The following is a 19,023-nucleotide window of genomic DNA, read 5'->3' as shown; positions in this document are numbered from 1 at the left end:
AGATTTGCATCAACGGCCGCTTTCGGGCTTCCAGACGGACGCCGATCGGCTGCTTCTGGCCATTAGCTGGCGCCGTATAGAGCGGGGCAGTTTTGCGCCCGGGAGGATTGCGCGAGTTCGAGAATTATTGACGAAAAATTAACCATTTCGGCTTACGAGAGTTTTCGGTCTCTTACCGTAGGTGCATCCCCGAGAAAGGATGAACCAATGATCGTTCGTCGCATGGCCCTGTCAGTTTTGGCGCTCGTCGGAGCCGCATTGCCGGCGGCCGGCGCGGGCGCGGAAGAGATGTCGATCGGCATCGTCGGCCGCGTTCGCACCATCTGCGACGTGTCGCTGGCCGGCGGCGCGGCGGAGGCGCTGCATCGGGGCGACAATCGCCTGGGGCGGATGAGCGAGCTCTGCAACAGCGTCGAGGGCTATCGCCTGGTGATGGAGCACCCGCGGGGGCTCGCCAACGCCTTCGTCGTGATCGGCGGCGGTCAGCGGATCCCGCTCTCCGAAGCGGGCACCTCGACGGTGATCGTCGACAGCGATCATCCGACCTATGCCGAGCGGGATCTCACGCTCGTCCTCGCCGAGACCCCTGCCGGCCGGGCGACATCGATCACCCTCTACGCCGAGCCGAAAGGCGTCACCTTCTGACCCGTCCGGCGGCTCAGCCGCCGATCGCGCAGCCCGCACCGCCCGCGAGCCCGAGCCGCGGCAGGAACGTCAGCGTCACCGTGTCGCTATAGGATCCCGCCGGAACGCTCGCCACGTCGCGCTGGCTGAGCGCGACCTCGACCGGATGGACCCGGCCGGTCGGCGCCTGGGTGAGGTCGCAGGCCATGCGCGACCCGTCGTCGACCTCCACCCCGGACAGGCGCATCCGATAGGGGATGCCGTAGCTGTCCTCGTCGCTCCGCCGGAGCGCGCGGCGCTCCTTGTGGATGTCGATCGTGTAGGGGACGGTCGCCTGCACGGTGACGGCGAGGCTGCGCGGCGCCACGCCGCCGCCCGCGCCGAGCTCACCGAAATCGATCGCGCCGCGGCGCTGGCCGATCGAGCCGATATAGCTCGAGATGCGCTGCGGCACCTCGACCTGGACCGCGACCTGCGAGCCGGTCTGGAAATCCGGCGGCGTGCTGTCGCCGGCCGTCGTGCAGAAGAAGCGCAGCTCCATCGGCTGGAGATAGGTGCCTGCCGCCGCCTGCTGTCCAGGCGGAAGCTGCAGGCGGAACACGTCGGTGACGACGTTGCCGGCCGGGGCCGCCGCGAACTGAACATAGGCGCCGTTGGTCGGATTGGGTTGCTCGGCCCCCAGCACGAACACGCGGCGGCCCTGGTCGCGGTTCCACAGGATGGTGAAATCCTCGGGCCCATATCGTCCGACCCGCGAGCGGCCGCCGCTCGCATCGGGGTTGGCGAAAACGAACCGCACCCCCGTCGCCGCCGGGTCGAGCCGACGGACGCGCAAGGTGAACACGCGGTCGACCGTCGCGCGGCCGAACGGATCGTACTGGACGGTGAGTTCCGCCGGCGAAGCCTCGAAGCTCGCGCAGGCGGCCGATGCCGCGGCCGGGGCGACTACCGCCGCACATGCGCCGATCGCGGCGAGCAACCTTGTCTTCATTGCGCCCCCTCCGGCCTTATTTCTCCGCCGTCGACCAGCCCCTTGGCGTCGGCCGGAACCTCTATCACGAACCGCTCGTCCTGGTTCGGAAATTCGATGCGCCATTTGCCGGGCCGCAGCCCCTCCGCCACGAAGCGGCCGGCGCGGTTGGTGAACATGCCGACCGGCGCCCGCTGGGGCCGCGCCAGCTCGATCGCCTTGCCGGCGAGCAGGCTGACCGGCGCGCCGTCGCGGCGGCGCAGGATGCCGGTATAGGTCACCGAATAGTCGGAGCCGACCTCGACGAAATAGCCGGAGCGATAGGGCGGCACGAGCGTGACGGTGCCGGTCCCGAGGTCGTAGCCCGTCGGCGCCTTTGGTACGTCGTAGGTCAGGACGCGCGGGAAATAGGGGCTGAGGTCGGGTGCCACCGCACCCCCGAACAGCCCCGATCGCGCGAGATCGCGATCCTCGCGCGGATCGACGTAGACGGTGGCGCCGTCGAGCGACTTGTGCGGAGCGACGATCGCGAAGCTGTCGTAGATCGGCCGCGACAGCGCGACGTGACCGCCGGCGAAGGCCAGCGAGGTCCCGAAGCGGAACGACGTGCGCTGGTCGATGATGTTGCCGTTGTCGGTCGAGAAAGCGGTGAGATGGGCGGCGCCGATCTCCGCGCGGTTGCCGATGTAGGTCGCGGTGCCGTTCAGCCCGACCGCATCGTCGTTGCGGTCGACGTTGGCCGAGACGTTGTAGGCGCCGACCCCGCGCCCTTCCGCGCGCTGATAGGTGAGGCGCTGGCGGTCGCGCAGCGTATCCACCTCGGCCTGCGCGCTCGATTCGCGATCGAACCGGTAGGTCAGCGCGATACGGAGGCCAAAGCCGTGCTGCGACGGCCGCCGCTCATAGGCCGCCTCGGCGGTCAGCAGGATGCGGCGGTTCGAGCGCCAGCCATAGGTGGCGCGCGTGGTCACCTGGTTGGGCGTCGAGCCGCGGCCGATCGAATAATAGCCGTCGAGGCTGACATAATGGTCGCGCGCGATGCCCTGCGAATAGCTCGCGCCGATCTCATAGGCGAAGGGATTGGACGCGATCGCGTTCGAGGGCGTCGCGAAGTCGCGGCTCGTGGTCTGGAAGGTCGCCGTCAGCGACTTGACGTTCGAGCCCGATCCGAAGATCCGCTCGTACCCGACGTTCAGCGCATAGCCGTTGCCGATCCGGTCGATGTTCGACGCGGCCAGGTTGATGCCGATCGTCCCGACCGGCGCCGCCCAGATCACCTCGACCCCGCCGACCCCGCCGTTGGTCGAGAGCTGGAAATTGCCGCCGGCGGTCAGCTCGTCGGTGAAGCCGCGGCGGTAGAAGCCGGAGGCGATCGGCGTGTCGGTATAGGTGCGGCTGCTGATCCGGAACGGCGCCCTGACGCCGGCGTAGAGGCCGAACTCGGACAGACCCTTCGCCAGCAGGCTGCGATCGAAGTTGATCGAGAAGGAAATGACGTTCTCGGCGCCGGTATCGTCGCGGATGACCAGCCGGACGTCGTTCGATCCCTGCGCAAACGGGAAGTCGCTGATGTTGTAGGTGCCGGGGTTGAGGCGAGTCTGCTGGACCGACTGGCCGTTGACGAAGGTCTCGACCGTCGAGGGACGGACCAGGGTGAAGCTGCGCTGCCCGCGCGGCTGGATGTTCCGCTGCGGCTCGAGGTCGGAATAGACGCGCACGATCGACGCGCCCGCCATCGGCGACACGCCGGAAAAGCCGCGGCTGATCGGCTCGAGGTCGCCGGCGGAGTAGCGGGCGGTGCGGGCGAGGTCGTCATAGACGAGCCGGGTCGCCTGCCGGCTGAACCGGTCCTGCACCGACGCCTCGTTCTCCAGCACGAAGCCGCGGTAGCGGATCGCGCTGTCGAGCTGGATGTTGGGCGTGGCGAGGCCGCGGTCGAAGCCGCGATGGACATAGTCGATGTTGCCGTAGGCGGTGACATAGGCCGAGAAGGGCGACGGTTCGGCGAGCGCACCGATCGTCGGGCCGTAGCCGCCCGTCACGCTGATCGTCCGCCGCGGCCGCAGCTCGGGCGCGAGCGACAGCTTCAGCCCGAACGTCGCCTGGTCATAGGCGACGGTGAAGCCGAGCGCGGCGAGCTCCTCGCCGCTGATCTCCTGGCGCGGACCGACGGCGATGGCGAGCCGGCTCCAGACGTCGGGCGCCAGCGACGGCTTGAGCAGCGCGAGGAAGGCGGGCGCGTCGACGATCAGCCGATCGTCTTTGGTGAGCGTGTAGGAAATGTCGCCGAGGATGAAGCCATCGTCGGTGAGCGGCCCGCCGAGGGGAATGTCCCGGCCGGTGGTGTTGTAGCGCTTGGACGGGGCGGCCGCCTGGCCCGCGGGCGCAGCGGCGACGGCCTCAGCGCGCGCGTTCTGGCACGCGATGAGCGCGCCGATGCTGACGAGGGTGAGAAGCTCGCCCCGCATCGCTCAGCTGGACGTGGCTGCGCCGAGCTCGACCGAAAGCGTCCCGTCGGCCTGCGGCAGCGGCAGGTTGACCGGAAGCACGCGCGTCTGGCCCGACGGCACCAGGCCGAGGCCCATCTGGCGCTGGATGAGGTCGGGCGAGAAGGATCGGCGGAACACTTCGCGCCCGTCCGGCGCGCGCTGGACGATCGTCAGCTCGCGCTGGCCGAGATAGCCATAGGTGTTGCCGTCGTTCGACACCGTGATGACCGGCCGCGGCTTGCCGTTCTCGTCGGGCTGGATCTCGGCCTTGTCGATCCGAAGCTCGGCCTTGGCGTCGGGTGCGCCGACGCTGACCAGCACCTTGAAGCGATGCAGCACCTGGATCGCATTCTGGTTGCCCGGCAGGGTGACCGGCAGCTGTGAGACGGTGACGTAGAAGTGCTCGCTCGCCTTCGGCGCGGGCTCGCCCACCCATTGCACGCGAAACGCCTGGGTCTGGCCGCCTTCGACGGTGGCCTGGGCGGGAAACACGAGCAGGTCCTTGGCCTCTTCCTCCTCGCTCTCGACCAGCTCGCCGTTCACCACGCGCACCGGATGCGCGCTGACCTCGACCGGGACGGCTTCGGCGAAGGTGTTCTGCAGGCTGATGACGGCGGACGTGCGCCGGCCGGTCGACGACAGGTCGACGATCACCGGCGTGATGTTGAGCGCGAGCAGCGGCGTCGCGATTCCGGCGAGCGCGGTAAGTGCGACGAGGACGGCACCCACGCGGCGGAGGGAGCGGAGCGAGAGTTTCACGATAGTTTCCTGGAAGAAGGCGGGTGCCGCACGCGCGTCATGCGTGCGGCACCCGAATTCAGGCCGGCCGAGCTAGAAGACCCGGCCGAGCAGGCTCAGGCACCCGGAGTGAGCGTGATCGAAACCGATCCGGTGTAGGTGCCGGCAGCCAGCCGACGGTCGGTGAGCGACGACCAATTGTTGGCGATCGGCGTCGAGCCGTTCGACGACGCGACGGCCGCGCCGGCCGAGGCCGACTGCGCGAACAGGAGGTGGGTCGCGGCCGAGCTGGCGCTGTCATGGCCGCCGAAACGCGACGCGACCGTCGACTCGCTGTCGGTCGTGGTCGAATCGAGGAACAGGCCGTTGATCGACAGGTCCAGGCCGTAGCGGATGTGGTGCGCGAAACCGTCGCCGGTGACGCCGGTGCCGGTGGCGCCGACGCGCGACAGGACCGCACGGTCGACCTTCACCTTGCTGTTCACTTCGTTGCAGAAGGCGATGACGTTGGTGTTGTTGAGCGCGGTCGCGATCTCGGCGGTGACACTCGGACGGACCTTGGCATTCGAGTCGGTCAGGTCGCTGGACAGCGTGACGCTCGACGCGCTGCCGGTGATGCCGCACTTGCTGTTGACGGTGCCGTTGATGTCGATGGTCTTGACCTGCGCCGAGGCCGAACCCGCCGCGAAAATCGCGACCGACGCGGCCGCGAGAAGAATAGCCTTCATTTCATGCTCCTAGCTGGATTGTGGTTTCGATCAGCATCACTCGTCGGGACAGGCGGCGGGGCCGCTCCCGGGGTTTCGGCGCTCCTCGCGGAACGGACCGAAGGCGGACGGCGCCAGGCGCCGGAATTGCGTGAGAGGCATCGTCATGCCCGTGCGCCCACCACCAGGATGAGCGTGTCCTTGTAGCGGCCGGCGGCGAGCCGGCTCGGCAACGCCGATTGCGGCGGCCAGTCGATGGTCAGGGTCGCGCGGCGACCGATCGAGATGCCGGGCCCGGAGCTGAAACCCTCGCCCGGCCGCGACGCGGCAAAGGCGCAGCTGCCGCCCTCGATGAGGTCGGCCGACGAGCAGGGCTGGCTGCGGACGACGCCCTGGTCGGTGTCGAGCGCCACCGCGACGCGATAGGTCTTGGCGAAGGCGAAGCCCGACTCGTCGTCCCTGGCATCGATGTTGACGAGCGCGCCGTGGGCGGCGGTGATGCCGAAGGCATAGGGCGTGTTGCAGTCGAGCTCGACATTGGCGAGCAGCTGTCCCGGCTCCTCGAGATCGGCGGACGCGGTCAGCGACGGCAGATCGCCCGCCGCGAAGCCGCAGCGCGACGAAATCCGCGCGATCACATCAATTGAGACTGATTCCGACTGCGCAACCGCGGGCGTTGCCGCGAAGAATCCAAGAAAAACTGCGATACATGCCCACAGCGCGCAAGATCCTGCGCGCGCCCCCCGCGCAACTATCATGCCAGTAACCCACCCCCCTACGCTTCGCCCGGATAATTGCTGGCCAGATTCGTCCCCCGACGATTCAGGCGCTATTTTTTTGATATAAGGATACGCGAAGACATAACATCCCGTCCTCTCTCGTTCTTCTGGCCAAGATGCTGGAGATTTGACGGAGTGTTTACGAGTCAGGCCATATCCCCGTTATGGGACAGAGGCAACGGTTTTCGCGATAGTCGGAAATCGTCTGTTTCATTCTGAGGCGGTAACCTCACGCCTTAGGACGGGTTTCGAACGTTGAATGAGGAGGGGATTGCCACCGAAGTCCGATCGCGTATCGGGACTGCTGATGAAGGGGGACAGCCGCCTACCTCCCTGGCGTTACCGGCGTTAAGCCGAGGACCGTCCATCGTTGATGCTCACACCCATGGATGGCAGGGTGTCGCATGGCAGCTTTGCGCCCACTCCGGACACGCTGTCCGGCACTAGCCATTTCCCAATGGCCGCCGATCGTTCATGCATCCGCTCAGGCCGCGACATTGCGGACAGGCACTGGAACTACTGATCCTGCAAAGAGCTGCCGCGACAGCGTCGCACCGTAGTTTTGCATGTTGGTGACGCTCGTCCGAAGGTCGCTGGCCGTAATCGAGAGCGCGCGCCCGGACGGCGCTGAAACAGGTCCTCGGCCTAGCGCACCACGGGAATGGCGCTGACGACAATGTCTTTGGTGCGGCGCTCGATCGACCAGAGGCTGCGCGGCACCGAACGGTCCCAGGCGAAAGCCTGGCCGTCGGTAGGCAGCGGGACGGTCGCGACATGCTCGAGCACCGTGCCCGCTTCCGGCAGGCGCACCGCGTAAAGCTCCGGTCGGTCGTGGCCGGTCACATAAAGCAGCCCGTCATCACCCCACGAGCCGCCCGAGCAGCTCATCGGCGCGAAGCGGGCGAGGATCGCATCGGGAAAATGCCAGGATTGCAGCGGGCGGAACTGCTCGTCCAGGCGCATGAGCAGCGTCCAGCGATTGTCGCGTCCAGGCTCCCCGCCGCGGCTTTCCGGATAGTTGGCGAACATCGCGAACCAGTCCCGCCCGCGCCGCTCGATCCAGGTCAGCGAGCCGGGATAGGGCGGCAACGCGATGCTGCGCTCGTGACGGAGCGTCGCGGTGTCGAAGATCTCGACCGCGCTCGCCATCGGTATGCTCGGATGGTTGGAGGCGGCGCAGACGAGCTCCTTCCCGTCGACCACGCAGGAGTTCATATGCGGATAGAGCCGCTTGTCGCCTTCCCATGCGGCGACACGCTTGCCGGTGCGCTTGTCGTACTTGCCGATGCGGTTGTTGCTGATCGCGTAGAAATGGTCGCCGTCCACTGCCACGCCCTGCCGCGCTTCCTCCGCCGTCCAGCGGGCGATCGCCTTGGCCGGAGCGAGCAGGGGGGCGGGCGCCGCCGCATCCTGCGCGGGGGCGGGAGCGGCAATCAAGGCCAACAGGACAAGCAGCCCGCGCATCAGAACTTGGCCGATACACCCGCGTAGAAAGTGCGGCCATAACGCTCGTTCTGGATCACCCAATCCCGATTGCCCGCCTGGTACTGGCGGGTCGGTTCGTCGGTCAGGTTCTGCGCCTCGACGAACAGCCGCACGTCACGGAGCAGCGCGAAGCTCGCTTTGGCGTCGAGCCGGCGCAGGTCGTCGTTATACTGGTCGTTGTACCAGACGTCGCCCGCCGAGAGCAGCGCCTTGCCGGTGTTGTGATAGGCGATCGAGGCTTCCACGGCGCCCTTCTGGTAGAAAAGCTCGGCGCCGTAGAGATATTTCGACTGGCTGGGGAAGGTCGAGCTGCGGCCATCGGGCAGCGTCAGCGTCGAATCGGTGAGCGTGCCGTTGAGCTGGATGCCGAGACCGGAGAGCAGGCCGGGCAGGAAGGTGAACTGCTGCTGATACTGCGCCTCGATGCCGACGATGTCGCCCTTCTCGGCGTTGAACGGCTGCGAGATCTCCAGCGTCGGATAGAATACGCCGTTGAACGTCGTGTCGCGCAGCACCGTGGTCCGGCTGAAGATCGGGTTGCGGATGAATTTGGCGAACACGCCGACGCTGAGGATGCCGCCGGGCGCGAAATACCATTCCGCCGTCGCATCGAGATTGTCGGCGCGATAGGGCTTGAGATCGGGATTGCCGAGCGACACCGAACCCTCGACCGTGTCGATCGACCCGCCCGGCGACAGCGTGCTGTACTCGGGGCGGCCGAGGCTCTTCGAATAGGCGAGGCGGAAGATCGTATCGCGCGACGGCGCGATCTTGACGAGCAGCGAGGGCAGCCAGTCGTCATAGCTGTTGCGGCGCGAGGCCGGGACGATCGTGGCGCCGTCCTCGAGCTGATAGCCGGTGATGTCGAGCCTGGTATGCTCGTAGCGCAACCCCGGCGTGACCGTCACCGCGCCCAGCCTGATATTCGCCATCGCATAGGCCGCGGCGACGTCCTCGGTCAGGCTGAAGTCTGCCAGCGTATTGTTGGCGAGCGTCGCCACGGGATCGATCGGCATCAGCGCATCGCCGAGATGCTGGTCGGTGAAGCCCTGGAGCGCACCGATGTCGAACACCGGGCCGTTGGAATAGCACTGATCGGTGTCCTGGCTGTTGGGGTAGACGCAGATCGCCGGCGCATCGAGGCCATATTGGCCGAGCGTCCAACGGTTCGCCGCCGAGCCCCGCACATAGGTGGGGTTGTTCTGGTCGAAGTCGCGGTCGGTGCCGCGATACTTGGCGCCGAACTTCAGGAAGCTGCCCTCGCCGAGGTCATAGGTCGCATCCAGCTTGCCCTGCCAGATTTTCTCGGTGTTGAGCTGATGCGAGTAGGTGTACTGGCGGAACTGCATCTGGTCCGCGCGGCACTCGGTCCGCGGCCCCGCTGTGTAGATCTTGTCCGAGAAGTCGAAATCGACCGCGCCGGGGTTGCACCGGAACTGCCAGATCGGGAACTGGTCGAGCGTCTCGTTGCGGCTGTAGGCGCCCTCGTAGTCGAACCGCAGCCTGCCGAGATCGGTCGAGCCGCCGACCATGCCGGTCGCCAGCCATTTGGCCTTGTAGTCGAGCCGCAGGTCCTCGCGCCGCTCGGGCCCGCTGCCGGTGATGGTGCCGGTGAGACCGTCGGGATTGAGCGTGAAGGCGGGATTGGTGATGCGGTCGCCGTTGAGGCCGAGCAGTGCGTTGGTCGCGAAGTCGAGCCGGTAGCGCGGCCGGACCTCGTCCTCGATGAACTTGGAATAGATGCCGCGGACGTAGAAGCTCTGGCGGTCGCTGGGACGCCAGTCGAATGATCCGGTCGCGCCGATCCTGCGCCGGTCGAGCGAATATTCGGTGTATTTGATATTGTCGGGAATGCCGCCGCGCGCGGCGCCGGCAACCGGCTTCCAATTATCGGGATAGAAGCCCTCGCTCACGAAGTCGCGGTTGGAATAGCTCGCGCCGAGCACCAGGCCGAACTGCTCGTCCGCGCCGAAGCGGGAGGCGATGCTGAGGTCCGCCTGCACCGGCACCTTCTTGTTGAGCTCCTGATAGCCTGCCTTCGCGCTGCCGGCGACGGTGAAGCGGTCCTTGAAGTCGAAGGCGGTCTGGGTGACCAGGTTGATCGTGCCGCCGATGCCCTGGCCATCCATGTCGGCGGTCTTGACCTTGGCGACCTCGACCCGGTTGAGGAGCTGGCCCGAGACGATGTCGAGCGGCAGCGAGCGGGTGGTGCCGTCGGGATTGCCGATCTCGATGCCGTTCAGCGTATAGTTGTTGAGGTTGGAAGGGACGCCGCGGATCGCGACGTAGCGGCCCTCGCCCTGGTCGTAGGTGACGCCGACGCCGGGGAGATGCTCGACCACCTCGGAGACATTGCGGTCGGGCAGGCGGCCGATCTCGTCGGAGGCAGCGACGTCGAGCACGCCGATCGCATCGCGCTTGGCCTCGATGGCGCGGCGCTGGCTGGCGCGCTGGCCGGTGACGACGATGTCCGTATCGGCCGGCTGTCCGTCATCGGGCGCGGTCTGGGCCTGCGCCGCTGCCGCGATCGACAACGCAGCGATCGAGATGCCGAGCTGTGCGGCGAAACGATTCCGGTTCATGATGGTCCCCACGCGAAGGTGTTCGATCGGCGGGTCGGCCGCACTCTGTCGAGTGGCCTTTGTGAGTCCATTGTGACGCGCCGGTGACGGACCGGATTCCAGTTGCCGACCTTGCCGCTCGGGCAGTCCCCGGATCCGGGTTCATCGCCTTGCCGCGAAGCGTCGGCGAAAGACGACGAGATCGGTGCGGCTGGCCGAGCGTGTCGCGAAGATGGGCGTCGGCGCCTCCGGGCTAGGCGTCGACCACACGGAACACGGCTTCGATATAGCTGGTGGTCGACGCCCATGAACGCCTGCAGCACCGGGGTCGGCAATTGCTTCCCCACTCGATGCCCAGTCCGGCATTGACATCATTTCACCAGCCGATAGCGTTGGTAGCGCTATCATAAACCGGTCGCGTGGCCTGCAGGGTCGCCGCGGTCCATATTACGGAGAGGTCGATCGTTGCGCGCAGCCTCGTTGAATTCCAATTCTAAACGGAACCCACTGCGCCGTGCCGCGATCTGGGTGCGGGCGGCTCTGCTGCTTGCCGCGTTTCCTCTCGCCGCTGCGGCACAACCCGCCCGTTCCGACACCGCGCCGCGCGAGCGCATCTCGATCGACGCCGGCTGGCGCTTCACCAAGGGCGATCCGGCGGATGCGCCCGCGGTCCTGCTCTACGACATCCGCCCCGATCTCAAGGCCAGCGAGGACGGCAAGGCCGCCGACGCGCGGCCACAGGAGGCCGAGCAGCTCGCCGCCGACCGCCCAGTGCTCAAGCGCTGGATCCTGCCGACCGGCAATGCCTTCCTCCGCAACCGTGCGCCCTATGTTCGCCCGACCGGTGAGCCGGTGGAGGGGCTTTCCTATCTCCAAGCCGGCTTCGACGACAGCGGCTGGCGCAAGGTCGACCTGCCGCACGACTGGGCGATCGAGGGGCCGTTCCTGACCGAAGGTCCCTATGGCGGCATGGGCCGGCTGCCGAGCTGGGGCATCGGCTGGTACCGCAGGAAGCTCGACATTCCGGCGAGCGATCGCGGCAAGTCGATCTTCCTCGATGTCGATGGCGCGATGTCCTACGCCGCGGTCTGGCTCAACGGCCACCTCGTCGGCGGCTGGCCCTATGGCTACAACGGCTGGCGCGTCGACCTGACGCCCTATGTCGTGCCCGGCGGCGTCAACCAGCTCGCGATCCGGCTCGACAATCCGCCCGAGTCCGCACGCTGGTATCCCGGCGGCGGCCTCTACCGGAGCGTGTGGCTGACCAGGACGAACCCGGTTCATGTCGGCCAGTGGGGCAGCGTCGTGACGACGCCGGAGGTCTCGAAGCAATCGGCAACCATCGACCTCCAGCTCGCGATCGACAATGATTCCGCCGCGGAAACGCCGGTCGAGGTGGCGACCGCGATCTACGCCCTCGATGCCGCCGGCAGCCGCACCGGCCGCGCCGTCGCCGCGATCGCGCCGCAGCGCGCGCTGGTGCCGGCTCGTAGCAGCGCAACGCTCAAGGGCACGACCACGCTCGCCAATCCCCGCCTCTGGGGTCCGCCGCCCACGCAGCAGCCGAACCGCTATGTCGCCGTCACCACCCTCCGGCAGGGCGGCAAAGTCGTCGATCGCTACGAGACGCGCTTCGGCATCCGCTCGATCCGCCTCGATCCGGACAAGGGCGTGATCGTCAACGGCGAGCGCATCCCGCTGCACGGCGTCAACAACCACCACGACCTCGGCGCGCTCGGCGCCGCCTTCAACGTCCGCGCCGCGGAGCGCCAGCTCGAGATCCTGCGCGACATGGGCACCAATGCGATCCGCATGAGCCACAATCCCCCGGCGCCCGAGTTGCTCGAGCTCGCTGACCGGATGGGTTTCCTGGTGATCGACGAGGTGTTCGATTCCTGGAAGCAGAAGAAGACGCCGCTCGACTTCCACCTGATCTTCCCCGACTGGCACGAGCAGGACCTGCGCGCGATGCTGCGGCGCGACCGCAACCATCCCTCGGTGTTCCTGTGGAGCATCGGCAACGAGGTCGGCGAGCAATATACCGGCGAGGAGGGCGCGGCGGTCGCGCGCGAGCTGGTGGGGATCGTGCGCGAGGAGGACGCGACCCGCCCGACCATGACCGCGATGAACTGGGCGAAGGCGGACATGCCGCTGCCCGCCACGGTCGACGTGATCGCGCTCAATTATCAGGGCGCCGGCATCCGCAGCCTGCCCGGCCAGTTCCCCGCCTTCCGCGCGCGCTTCCCGGGCAAGGTGATCTTCAGCAGCGAGAGCGCCTCCGCGCTCAGCAGCCGCGGGGAGTATCAGTTTCCGGTACCCGGCACGATCAGCGGCCCGGTGCGGCCCGGCGTCGGCGGCGATCCCGCGACCAGGCAGGTCAGCGCCTATGAGCTGTTCGCCTCCGACTTCGGCTCCTCGGCCGATCGTTCCTTCGCGGCGGACGATCAGGCGCCCTATGTCGCGGGCGAGTTCGTGTGGAGCGGGTTCGACTATCTCGGCGAGCCGACGCCCTATTATGCCGCGCGCAGTTCCTATTCGGGGATCATCGATCTCGCCGGCTTCCCCAAGGACCGATTCTACCTTTACCAGGCGCGCTGGCGGCCCGACCTGCCGATGGCGCACATCCTGCCGCACTGGACCTGGCCGGGCCGCGAAGGCCAGGTGACGCCGGTGCACGTCATCTCCTCCGCCGACGAGGCCGAGCTGTTCGTCAACGGCAAGTCGCAAGGCCGCAAGAAGCGCGCGCCGTTCGAGTATCGCTTCCGCTGGGACTATGTGACCTATGAGCCGGGTGAACTGCGCGTCGTCACCTGGAAGAACGGCAAGGAATGGGCGACCGCGCAGATGAAGACCGCCGGCGCCCCGGCGAGGCTCGACGCCAGGGCCGATCGTGCCACCATCCGCGCCGACGGCCGCGACCTGTCCTTCGTCACGGTGCGCATCGCCGACAAGGACGGGCTGACCGCGCCCCGCGCCGGTAACCGGCTGCGCTTCACGATCGAAGGGCCGGGTGAGATCGTCGCCACCGACAACGGCGACCCCACCAGCTTCGAGCCCTTCCAGTCGCACGAACGCAACGCCTTCAACGGCCTCGCGCTGGCGATCGTCCGCGCCAGGCCGGGCGAAGCGGGCCGCATCGTCCTCCATGTCGCCGCCGATGGTCTTGAAGGCGCGACGGTTCCGATCCGCAGCGAGACGCGCTAGACTCTGTTCTGTTTAGATCGAAGCAGTGTCTGTGCTCCTGCGAAGGCAGGAGCCGTGGCCGCAAGCGACACGGCCTGTGATCCAGGGCTCCTGCCTTCGCAGGAGCACATCGTTTCAACTTAAAGCGGACGGACTCTAGCCGACCTCGCCTCCCGCGGCTGCCCGAAGGCGATCAGCGCCTCGATCTCGCCGATCACCAAAGCGGGGTGATAGGGCTTGGGCAGGACCGACACCTGGCGGCGCAGCTCGGGATCGAGGTCGTCCGTCTGCACGTCGCCGGAGGTCAGCAGGATCGGCAGGTCGGGGCGATGCGAGAGCACCCATCCGGCGAGGGCGATGCCGTCGCGCTCCCCCGGCATCCTGACGTCGGAGAACACGCAGTCGATCGGCCGGTCGCCTGCAAGGATCAGCAGCGCCTCGTCGCCGCTCCCCGCCTCCATCACCATGAAGCCGTTCGCACGCAGGGCGGCGGCGGTCGACAGGCGGATACGCGCATCGTCCTCGACCACCAGGATGGTCCCGCCCGAGGGTCGCAAGGTGCGAGGATGGGGAAAGGAAAGGTCCATGGTGCGCTCGTTTCGCACCCGTATCGCGAGCGGCGGTTAGACGTGAGTAAACACTTGTAACGACGCGCGATTGTCTTTTCTGCAACCTGTCAAACCACGCGTCTGTTGAGAATTGCCTACGATCTCGTCTAATGAAGGCGAGGAAATGGGGGCGGGTGTGCGTATAGAAATACTTCCGGTCGTGATCGTCCTCGTCTCGCTCGGTGCATGCGCGCCGGCCATCGACCGCGGCATCGCGCTGGCGCCGGCATCGCTGCCCGACCGGACCTATGTCATGGCGGAGGCGCCGCAACCGACGGACGCATCGCTCCTCGAAGCGCGCCAGGCGGTGGCGAAGGCGCTTGCCGACCAGGGATTCCGCGAAGCACCGGACGCCCGCTACCGACTCGACGTCGGCTATGCGGCCGCACCGGTCGCGCTGCGCTATTCGACCGCCGACGAGCCGGCTGGCCGCCGCGATCCCGGGCTCGCCGGCATCGCCTTCTGCCGGAGGCAGCGATATGTCCTGTCCGTCGCACTCATCGAGCGGCAGAACGGGCGGGTGGCCTATCGCGACAGCGTGTCGGGCCGCCGCTGCGCCGGCGCGGCCGCCAGGCTGGTCGAGCCGCTGGCCCATGCGGCGCTCGGCGGCCGCTGATCATTCGTTCAGGGCAGGCAGCCGCAGGACGAAGCGCGTCCCGGTCGGCGCTACGGGAACGTAGCTGAGCGAACCGCCATGACGCTGCGCGACCGCATGGGCATAGCTGAGACCGAGCCCGGCGCTCGGCTGCGTCCCGCTGCGGCCGACCGGTCCGAACCGCGCGAACAGCCGTGACAGCCGGTCGGGCGGAATGCCGGGGCCGGCGTCCTCGATCGCGATCTCGTACCAGCGTGATCCGGCGTCCGTCACCTCGGCGACGCCGCACCGGACCTCCGCGCCATCGGGGCTGAACTTGACGGCGTTGTCGAGCAGGTTGAGCAGCGCCCGGGTGAGGGCATAGCGCTCGCCCATCATCCAGCAGGGCTCGCCGTCGTCCAGCACCACCCGCACGCCCTTCCGCGACGCGATCGGCCATACCGCATCGGCGGCCTCGGCGAGCGCATCGCGGATGTCCGTCTCCTCCGGCTCGAAGCCGGTGCTGCGCAGCCGCGCGAGCTGGACGAAGTCGTCGGCGAGTCGCAGCGTCCGGCGCGCATGGCCGGCGAGGCGCGCGGACAGCGCCTCCGGCACCGCCTTGCCGCCGTCGCCGTCGAGCAGGGCGATGATTGCGGCCTGCGGCGCCCGCATGTCGTGGCTGAGGAACTCCAGCGCCTCCTCGCGGTCCTGCTGGGCGGCGCGGATCGCGGTGATCTCCGCCAGCAGCAGGATCCAGCCGCGCTGCTCGCCGGCCGCATCGGCGAGCGGCGTGCGGCGCGGCGAGAAGCTGCGCCCGTCCGCCAGCGTCAGCTCGTCGTGCTCGGCTGCGTTTGCGAGCTTCATGATCGTATCGGGCGTCAGCTCGGCCGCCATCAGCGCCTGCGCCCGGCCGTTCGCGAGCAGGACCTGCCCGGCGAGGCTCGTCACGATCAACGGATCGGACACCCCCTCGATCGTGTCGGAAATCAGCCGCTTGAGGTCCCTCAGCCGTGCGATCGACGTGCTCAGCGCGATCGCACTGCTTCCCGTCGGATCGAGTCCTGCCCGCGCGGGCCTCACCGGCGCCTCGTCGTCGCCAGCGAAGAGGCGGAGCTCGTCGGACATGGCGCGGTGGATCGCCATCAGCCGCCGCCATCCCCACAGCGGATAGACGATGAGCAGCGCGAGCAGCGCCGCGGTCGGCGGCAGCCACAGGCCGGCGATCACCAGCAGGGCCACGGGCAGCGCCGCCGTCGCCACGAAGATCGCCGCGGTCGCGACCAGCGCGCGCGACGGCCTCAGCCACAGGAACAGCAGCAGGAGCAGCAGGCTGGGGAAGTCGGCGAACGCCCATTGCCACGCGCTGGACGGGCTGCGGATGAAGCGGTTGGTGAGCAGCGCGTTGAGCAGGTTGGCCTGCACCTCGACGCCGGGGAGCGCCCCCGCCCCGGCGACGACATGGCGGTCGCCGAGCCCGCCCGCCGTCACGCCGACCAGCACGAACCGGCCGCGCAGGAACTCGGGCGGGACGCTGCCTGCCAGCACGTCCTTGAAGGGCACGGTCCGGAACGCACCCGGCGGCGCATAGGGGACGAGCACGCCCGGCTGCCCCCGCGCGGCGGCCCGGCGGAAGGCGGGTGAGGGCGCGCCGTTCCCGAGGCGATAGGCCTGCTCCGCAAGGTGCAGCCAGGTGCGGCCGCCGTCGCTCACCTCCAGCAGGGCGGCCCGCGCGCTGCCGTCGCCGTCATAGGGAAGCGCGACGTGACCGAGCGTGGCGGCGCTGCGCAGCGGTTCGACCGGTGGGGTGGCATCGAACGCCCGCCCGTTCGCGCCGGGTGCCGTGAGCAGGATGGGCAGGACGACGCGTGTCCCGCGCATCGCCGCGGCGAGCGCCGCATCCTCCCGCGGATTGGCCGCTGGCTCGGGAAAGAGCACGTCATAGCCGATCGCCGCCGGCCGGGCGGCGGCGATCCGCTCGATCAGCCGGGCGTGGACGGTGCGCGGCCAGGGCCAGCGGCCGATCTCGGCGATGCTCTCGTCGTCGATCGCGACGATCAGGATACGGTCGGACGGGGGCGCCGCGCGCAATCCCGCCAGCGCGTCATAGAGCGTGTTGTCGATCCGCGAAGTCATGCCGCCGAGCACGAAACCGCAGGTGACCGCCAGCGCCAGCAGCGCGATGGCGATCCATTCGAGCAGCAGCCGCCGTCGGATCAACGGTTAGGGACGCCCGCCGCGTCCCGAGGGCGCGGCAATGGTGAGCTTCTCCGGATCGGTCCAGGATTCGACGCTCTCGCCATTCTCGACCTGCAATAGCCCGACGCGCCAGTAATAGACGTCCGCCGGCAGGTTGCCGAGCGTGATCGTGTCGCTGGAAAGCCCGACCTGGTCGACCATCGGCCGCGCGTCGGGCGATCCGCGCATGAGCTGGAAATGATAGCGCCGCGCCCCGCTCCCCGCGCCGAACCAGCGGAAGCGGTAGCCGTCGTCGCCGGCCTCCACCGCGCCATGGATCGAGGCGAGGCGGCGGGTGAAGCCATAGGATTGCGCCATCCCTTCCAGCCCGCTCGGCGCGATCGCCCAGACGCGCACGAACTGCCGGCCGTTGGGGATGTCGGCGAAGGCGAAGCGGCCGTCGCCGGAAAGCTGTTCCGCCAGATTCTCGACGAAGCCCGCATCGGCCGCGATCACCGCGCGATAGCCGGTCGCCCCGGCGATGGGATTGGCGCGGAACTCCACCGCGTCGCGCGTCTGGATCCGGCCTGGATCGTCGAGATCGGGCGCGGGCAGGAGCGTCTCGGTCCGCACGATACCGCTGCGGTCGACTGTCGCGCCATTGCTCGGCTGCAGCGTCGTTCCTTTGCCGGCACCCCCGGCCCCGGTGATCGACACCACGCCCTCCAGCACCTCGGTCGCCGCGACGTTGCGCTCGGGCGCGTAGGCGACGCGGAACTCGGTGCCGCGCACCGCGGTCATGCTGACCGGGGTCTGGATGCGATAGCGCGCGTCGGGGCCGTCGAGCGGCGCCACCTTGGTCTCGAGCCGTCCCCCTTGCACCTCGATCCGATAATCGATCGTCCCGGTCAGCAGCACACGCCGCAGCTGGCGGACGCGCACCCGGCTCTGCGAGGGCAGCACGATCTTCGAACGGTCGGCGAGGACGAGCGTCACGAAGCTGTTCGCCGCCGTCGCGATCTCCGCGCCTTCGCCGACGAGCGCGCCGATCGCCGGCGTCACCGCCCGCCCGCCCGCGGTGAGGCGCACCGTCCCCCGATAGCTCGCCAGCCGCGCCGGCTCGGGCGCATAGCGCAGCCAGGCCCGCGGCACGGCGATCCTGCGCCCGATCGGCAGCTGGCGCGGATCGCGGATGCGGGCGAGCCCGAGCAGCGACCGCCACGTCCGCGGCGGCACGACGAAGCTGTTGGTCAGGCGGTAGAGCGTGTCCCCCTTGCGCACGACATAGACGATCGTCTCGCCAGCATCGGGAGGAGGCGGGGCAGGAGGCGCAGGCGCGGCGGAGCTCAGCAACGCCGCCGCGACGATCATGCCGTGTCCTCCGCCCCGAACCGCTCCATGCGATAGCCATAGCCGGTAATCGCGACGACCCGATAGCCGTTGTCGGGAGTCAGCTGCAATTTGGTGCGCACGCGCGAGACGTGCATGTCGAGCGTGCGCGTCGGCAGGTCGCCCGAGCTCTGCCAGATCGTCTCGAGCAGGTAGCTGCGCGACAGCGCGCGGTGGACATTCTCGAACAGGGTGAGCGCGAGCTGGAACTCCTTGGCGCTGAGCGCGACCTCCTCCGCACCGATCCGCACCCGCTCGGTAAGCCGGTCGAAGACATATCGGCCGAAGGACACGGTCCGTTGCTGGGCCGCGCCCGGCACCGCCCGGCGCAGCACCGCCTCGACCCGCGCAACGATCACCGCCGCGCTCTCGGGCTTCACCACATAGTCGTCGGCGCCGGCGTGGAGGGCCGCGGTGATGTCGTCCTTGTCGGCGCGGCTGGTCAGCATGATGATCGCGGTCGCGCGTGAAACCGCTTCCCGGATCGAGCGCAATAAAGCGATGCCGGCGGCGTCGGGCAGGTTCCAGTCGAGCACGATGAGATCGAAGGTATTCTGCCGCAGCGCCGCGAGCAGCGCCGCGCCGGTGCGATAGACCGAGCAATTGTGCCCGGCCGCCGCAAGCGGAGCACGGACGAACTCGATCAGGCTTTCGTCATCGTCGACGATTGCGATACGCAAATGCCAGTCCCCCGCCCCCTGACCTAAAACGCAACTGGCCGCGGCAGGGGCCGTCGCCGAT

At 68.3% G+C, this 19,023-nt stretch carries 14 protein-coding genes; 3 read left to right on the top strand and 11 right to left on the bottom strand.

Going from position 1 to position 19,023, the window contains the following annotated elements; all coding sequences use genetic code 11:
- Positions 1 to 207: 207 nt before the first annotated feature.
- Complete coding sequence (locus tag AC2YHA_RS09470; RefSeq protein ID WP_487401286.1) at positions 208 to 645, top strand: hypothetical protein; 438 nt, start codon at positions 208 to 210, stop codon at positions 643 to 645.
- Positions 646 to 658: 13 nt separating this feature from the next.
- On the opposite strand, the gene AC2YHA_RS09465 is transcribed toward AC2YHA_RS09470, so the two are convergent.
- From AC2YHA_RS09465 to AC2YHA_RS09435, 7 genes are all read right to left on the bottom strand, one after another.
- Positions 659 to 1,615, bottom strand: coding sequence for a hypothetical protein (locus AC2YHA_RS09465; RefSeq protein ID WP_487401285.1), 957 nt, complete (start codon positions 1,613 to 1,615; stop codon positions 659 to 661).
- Positions 1,612 to 4,062 carry a fimbria/pilus outer membrane usher protein gene (locus tag AC2YHA_RS09460; protein WP_487401284.1) on the bottom strand — a complete coding sequence of 817 codons (2,451 nt, stop codon included), beginning with the start codon at positions 4,060 to 4,062 and terminating at the stop codon, positions 1,612 to 1,614. The genes AC2YHA_RS09465 and AC2YHA_RS09460 overlap by 4 nt, the downstream gene beginning before the upstream one ends.
- 3 nt (positions 4,063 to 4,065) lie before the next feature.
- The gene (locus tag AC2YHA_RS09455) at positions 4,066 to 4,842 is read right to left on the bottom strand and encodes a fimbrial biogenesis chaperone (RefSeq protein ID WP_487401283.1); all 777 of its coding nucleotides are present in this window, start codon (positions 4,840 to 4,842) and stop codon (positions 4,066 to 4,068) included.
- A 95-nt stretch (positions 4,843 to 4,937) separates the two neighbouring features.
- Entirely contained in the window at positions 4,938 to 5,549 is a 612-nt protein-coding gene (locus AC2YHA_RS09450; RefSeq protein ID WP_233785633.1) for a hypothetical protein, read from the bottom strand.
- Positions 5,550 to 5,692: 143 nt separating this feature from the next.
- Positions 5,693 to 6,166 carry a hypothetical protein gene (locus AC2YHA_RS09445; RefSeq protein WP_233785634.1) on the bottom strand — a complete coding sequence of 158 codons (474 nt, stop codon included), beginning with the start codon at positions 6,164 to 6,166 and terminating at the stop codon, positions 5,693 to 5,695.
- A 786-nt stretch (positions 6,167 to 6,952) separates the two neighbouring features.
- Positions 6,953 to 7,771 carry a YncE family protein gene (locus tag AC2YHA_RS09440; protein ID WP_487401282.1) on the bottom strand — a complete coding sequence of 273 codons (819 nt, stop codon included), beginning with the start codon at positions 7,769 to 7,771 and terminating at the stop codon, positions 6,953 to 6,955.
- The gene (locus AC2YHA_RS09435; protein WP_487401281.1) at positions 7,771 to 10,374 is read right to left on the bottom strand and encodes a TonB-dependent receptor; all 2,604 of its coding nucleotides are present in this window, start codon (positions 10,372 to 10,374) and stop codon (positions 7,771 to 7,773) included. Before AC2YHA_RS09435 ends, AC2YHA_RS09440 begins: the two co-directional genes overlap by 1 nt.
- 507 nt (positions 10,375 to 10,881) lie before the next feature.
- Here AC2YHA_RS09435 and galB point away from each other — a divergent pair.
- Entirely contained in the window at positions 10,882 to 13,557 is a 2,676-nt protein-coding gene (galB, locus tag AC2YHA_RS09430) for a beta-galactosidase GalB (RefSeq protein WP_487401280.1), read from the top strand.
- A gap of 119 nt (positions 13,558 to 13,676) precedes the next feature.
- On the opposite strand, the gene AC2YHA_RS09425 is transcribed toward galB, so the two are convergent.
- On the bottom strand, positions 13,677 to 14,123 hold the full coding sequence (locus AC2YHA_RS09425) for a response regulator (RefSeq protein ID WP_487401279.1): 447 nt from the start codon (positions 14,121 to 14,123) through the stop codon (positions 13,677 to 13,679).
- 157 nt (positions 14,124 to 14,280) lie between these two features.
- On the opposite strand from AC2YHA_RS09425, the gene AC2YHA_RS09420 reads away from it, so the two are divergent.
- Complete coding sequence (locus AC2YHA_RS09420) at positions 14,281 to 14,760, top strand: DUF4136 domain-containing protein (protein ID WP_487401278.1); 480 nt, start codon at positions 14,281 to 14,283, stop codon at positions 14,758 to 14,760.
- On the opposite strand, the gene AC2YHA_RS09415 is transcribed toward AC2YHA_RS09420, so the two are convergent.
- Genes AC2YHA_RS09415 through AC2YHA_RS09405 form a run of 3 tightly spaced genes read right to left on the bottom strand, consistent with a single transcriptional unit; the run spans position 14,761 to position 18,962 of the window.
- Positions 14,761 to 16,935, bottom strand: a complete 2,175-nt coding sequence (locus tag AC2YHA_RS09415; protein ID WP_487401277.1) for a CHASE2 domain-containing protein — start codon at positions 16,933 to 16,935, stop codon at positions 14,761 to 14,763.
- Positions 16,936 to 16,938: 3 nt separating this feature from the next.
- Entirely contained in the window at positions 16,939 to 18,264 is a 1,326-nt protein-coding gene (locus AC2YHA_RS09410; RefSeq protein ID WP_487401276.1) for a FecR family protein, read from the bottom strand.
- Positions 18,261 to 18,962, bottom strand: coding sequence for a response regulator transcription factor (locus AC2YHA_RS09405; protein ID WP_487401275.1), 702 nt, complete (start codon positions 18,960 to 18,962; stop codon positions 18,261 to 18,263). The genes AC2YHA_RS09410 and AC2YHA_RS09405 overlap by 4 nt, the downstream gene beginning before the upstream one ends.
- Positions 18,963 to 19,023: the final 61 nt, after the last annotated feature.

The sequence above is a fragment of the Sphingomonas sp. SRI_018 genome (assembly GCF_057586275.1).
This window is presented reverse-complemented; position numbering and strand designations above follow the sequence as displayed.

Excerpts from the sequence above, each read along its gene's own strand:
- AC2YHA_RS09470 (WP_487401286.1), top strand. The coding sequence starts at position 208 with ATGATCGTTCGTCGCATGGCCCTGTCAGTTTTGGCGCTCGTCGGAGCC.
- AC2YHA_RS09465 (WP_487401285.1), bottom strand. The coding sequence starts at position 1,615 with ATGAAGACAAGGTTGCTCGCCGCGATCGGCGCATGTGCGGCGGTAGTC.
- AC2YHA_RS09460 (WP_487401284.1), bottom strand. The coding sequence starts at position 4,062 with ATGCGGGGCGAGCTTCTCACCCTCGTCAGCATCGGCGCGCTCATCGCG.
- AC2YHA_RS09450 (WP_233785633.1), bottom strand. The coding sequence starts at position 5,549 with ATGAAGGCTATTCTTCTCGCGGCCGCGTCGGTCGCGATTTTCGCGGCG.
- AC2YHA_RS09440 (WP_487401282.1), bottom strand. The coding sequence starts at position 7,771 with ATGCGCGGGCTGCTTGTCCTGTTGGCCTTGATTGCCGCTCCCGCCCCC.
- AC2YHA_RS09435 (WP_487401281.1), bottom strand. The coding sequence starts at position 10,374 with ATGAACCGGAATCGTTTCGCCGCACAGCTCGGCATCTCGATCGCTGCG.
- AC2YHA_RS09425 (WP_487401279.1), bottom strand. The coding sequence starts at position 14,123 with ATGGACCTTTCCTTTCCCCATCCTCGCACCTTGCGACCCTCGGGCGGG.
- AC2YHA_RS09410 (WP_487401276.1), bottom strand. The coding sequence starts at position 18,264 with ATGATCGTCGCGGCGGCGTTGCTGAGCTCCGCCGCGCCTGCGCCTCCT.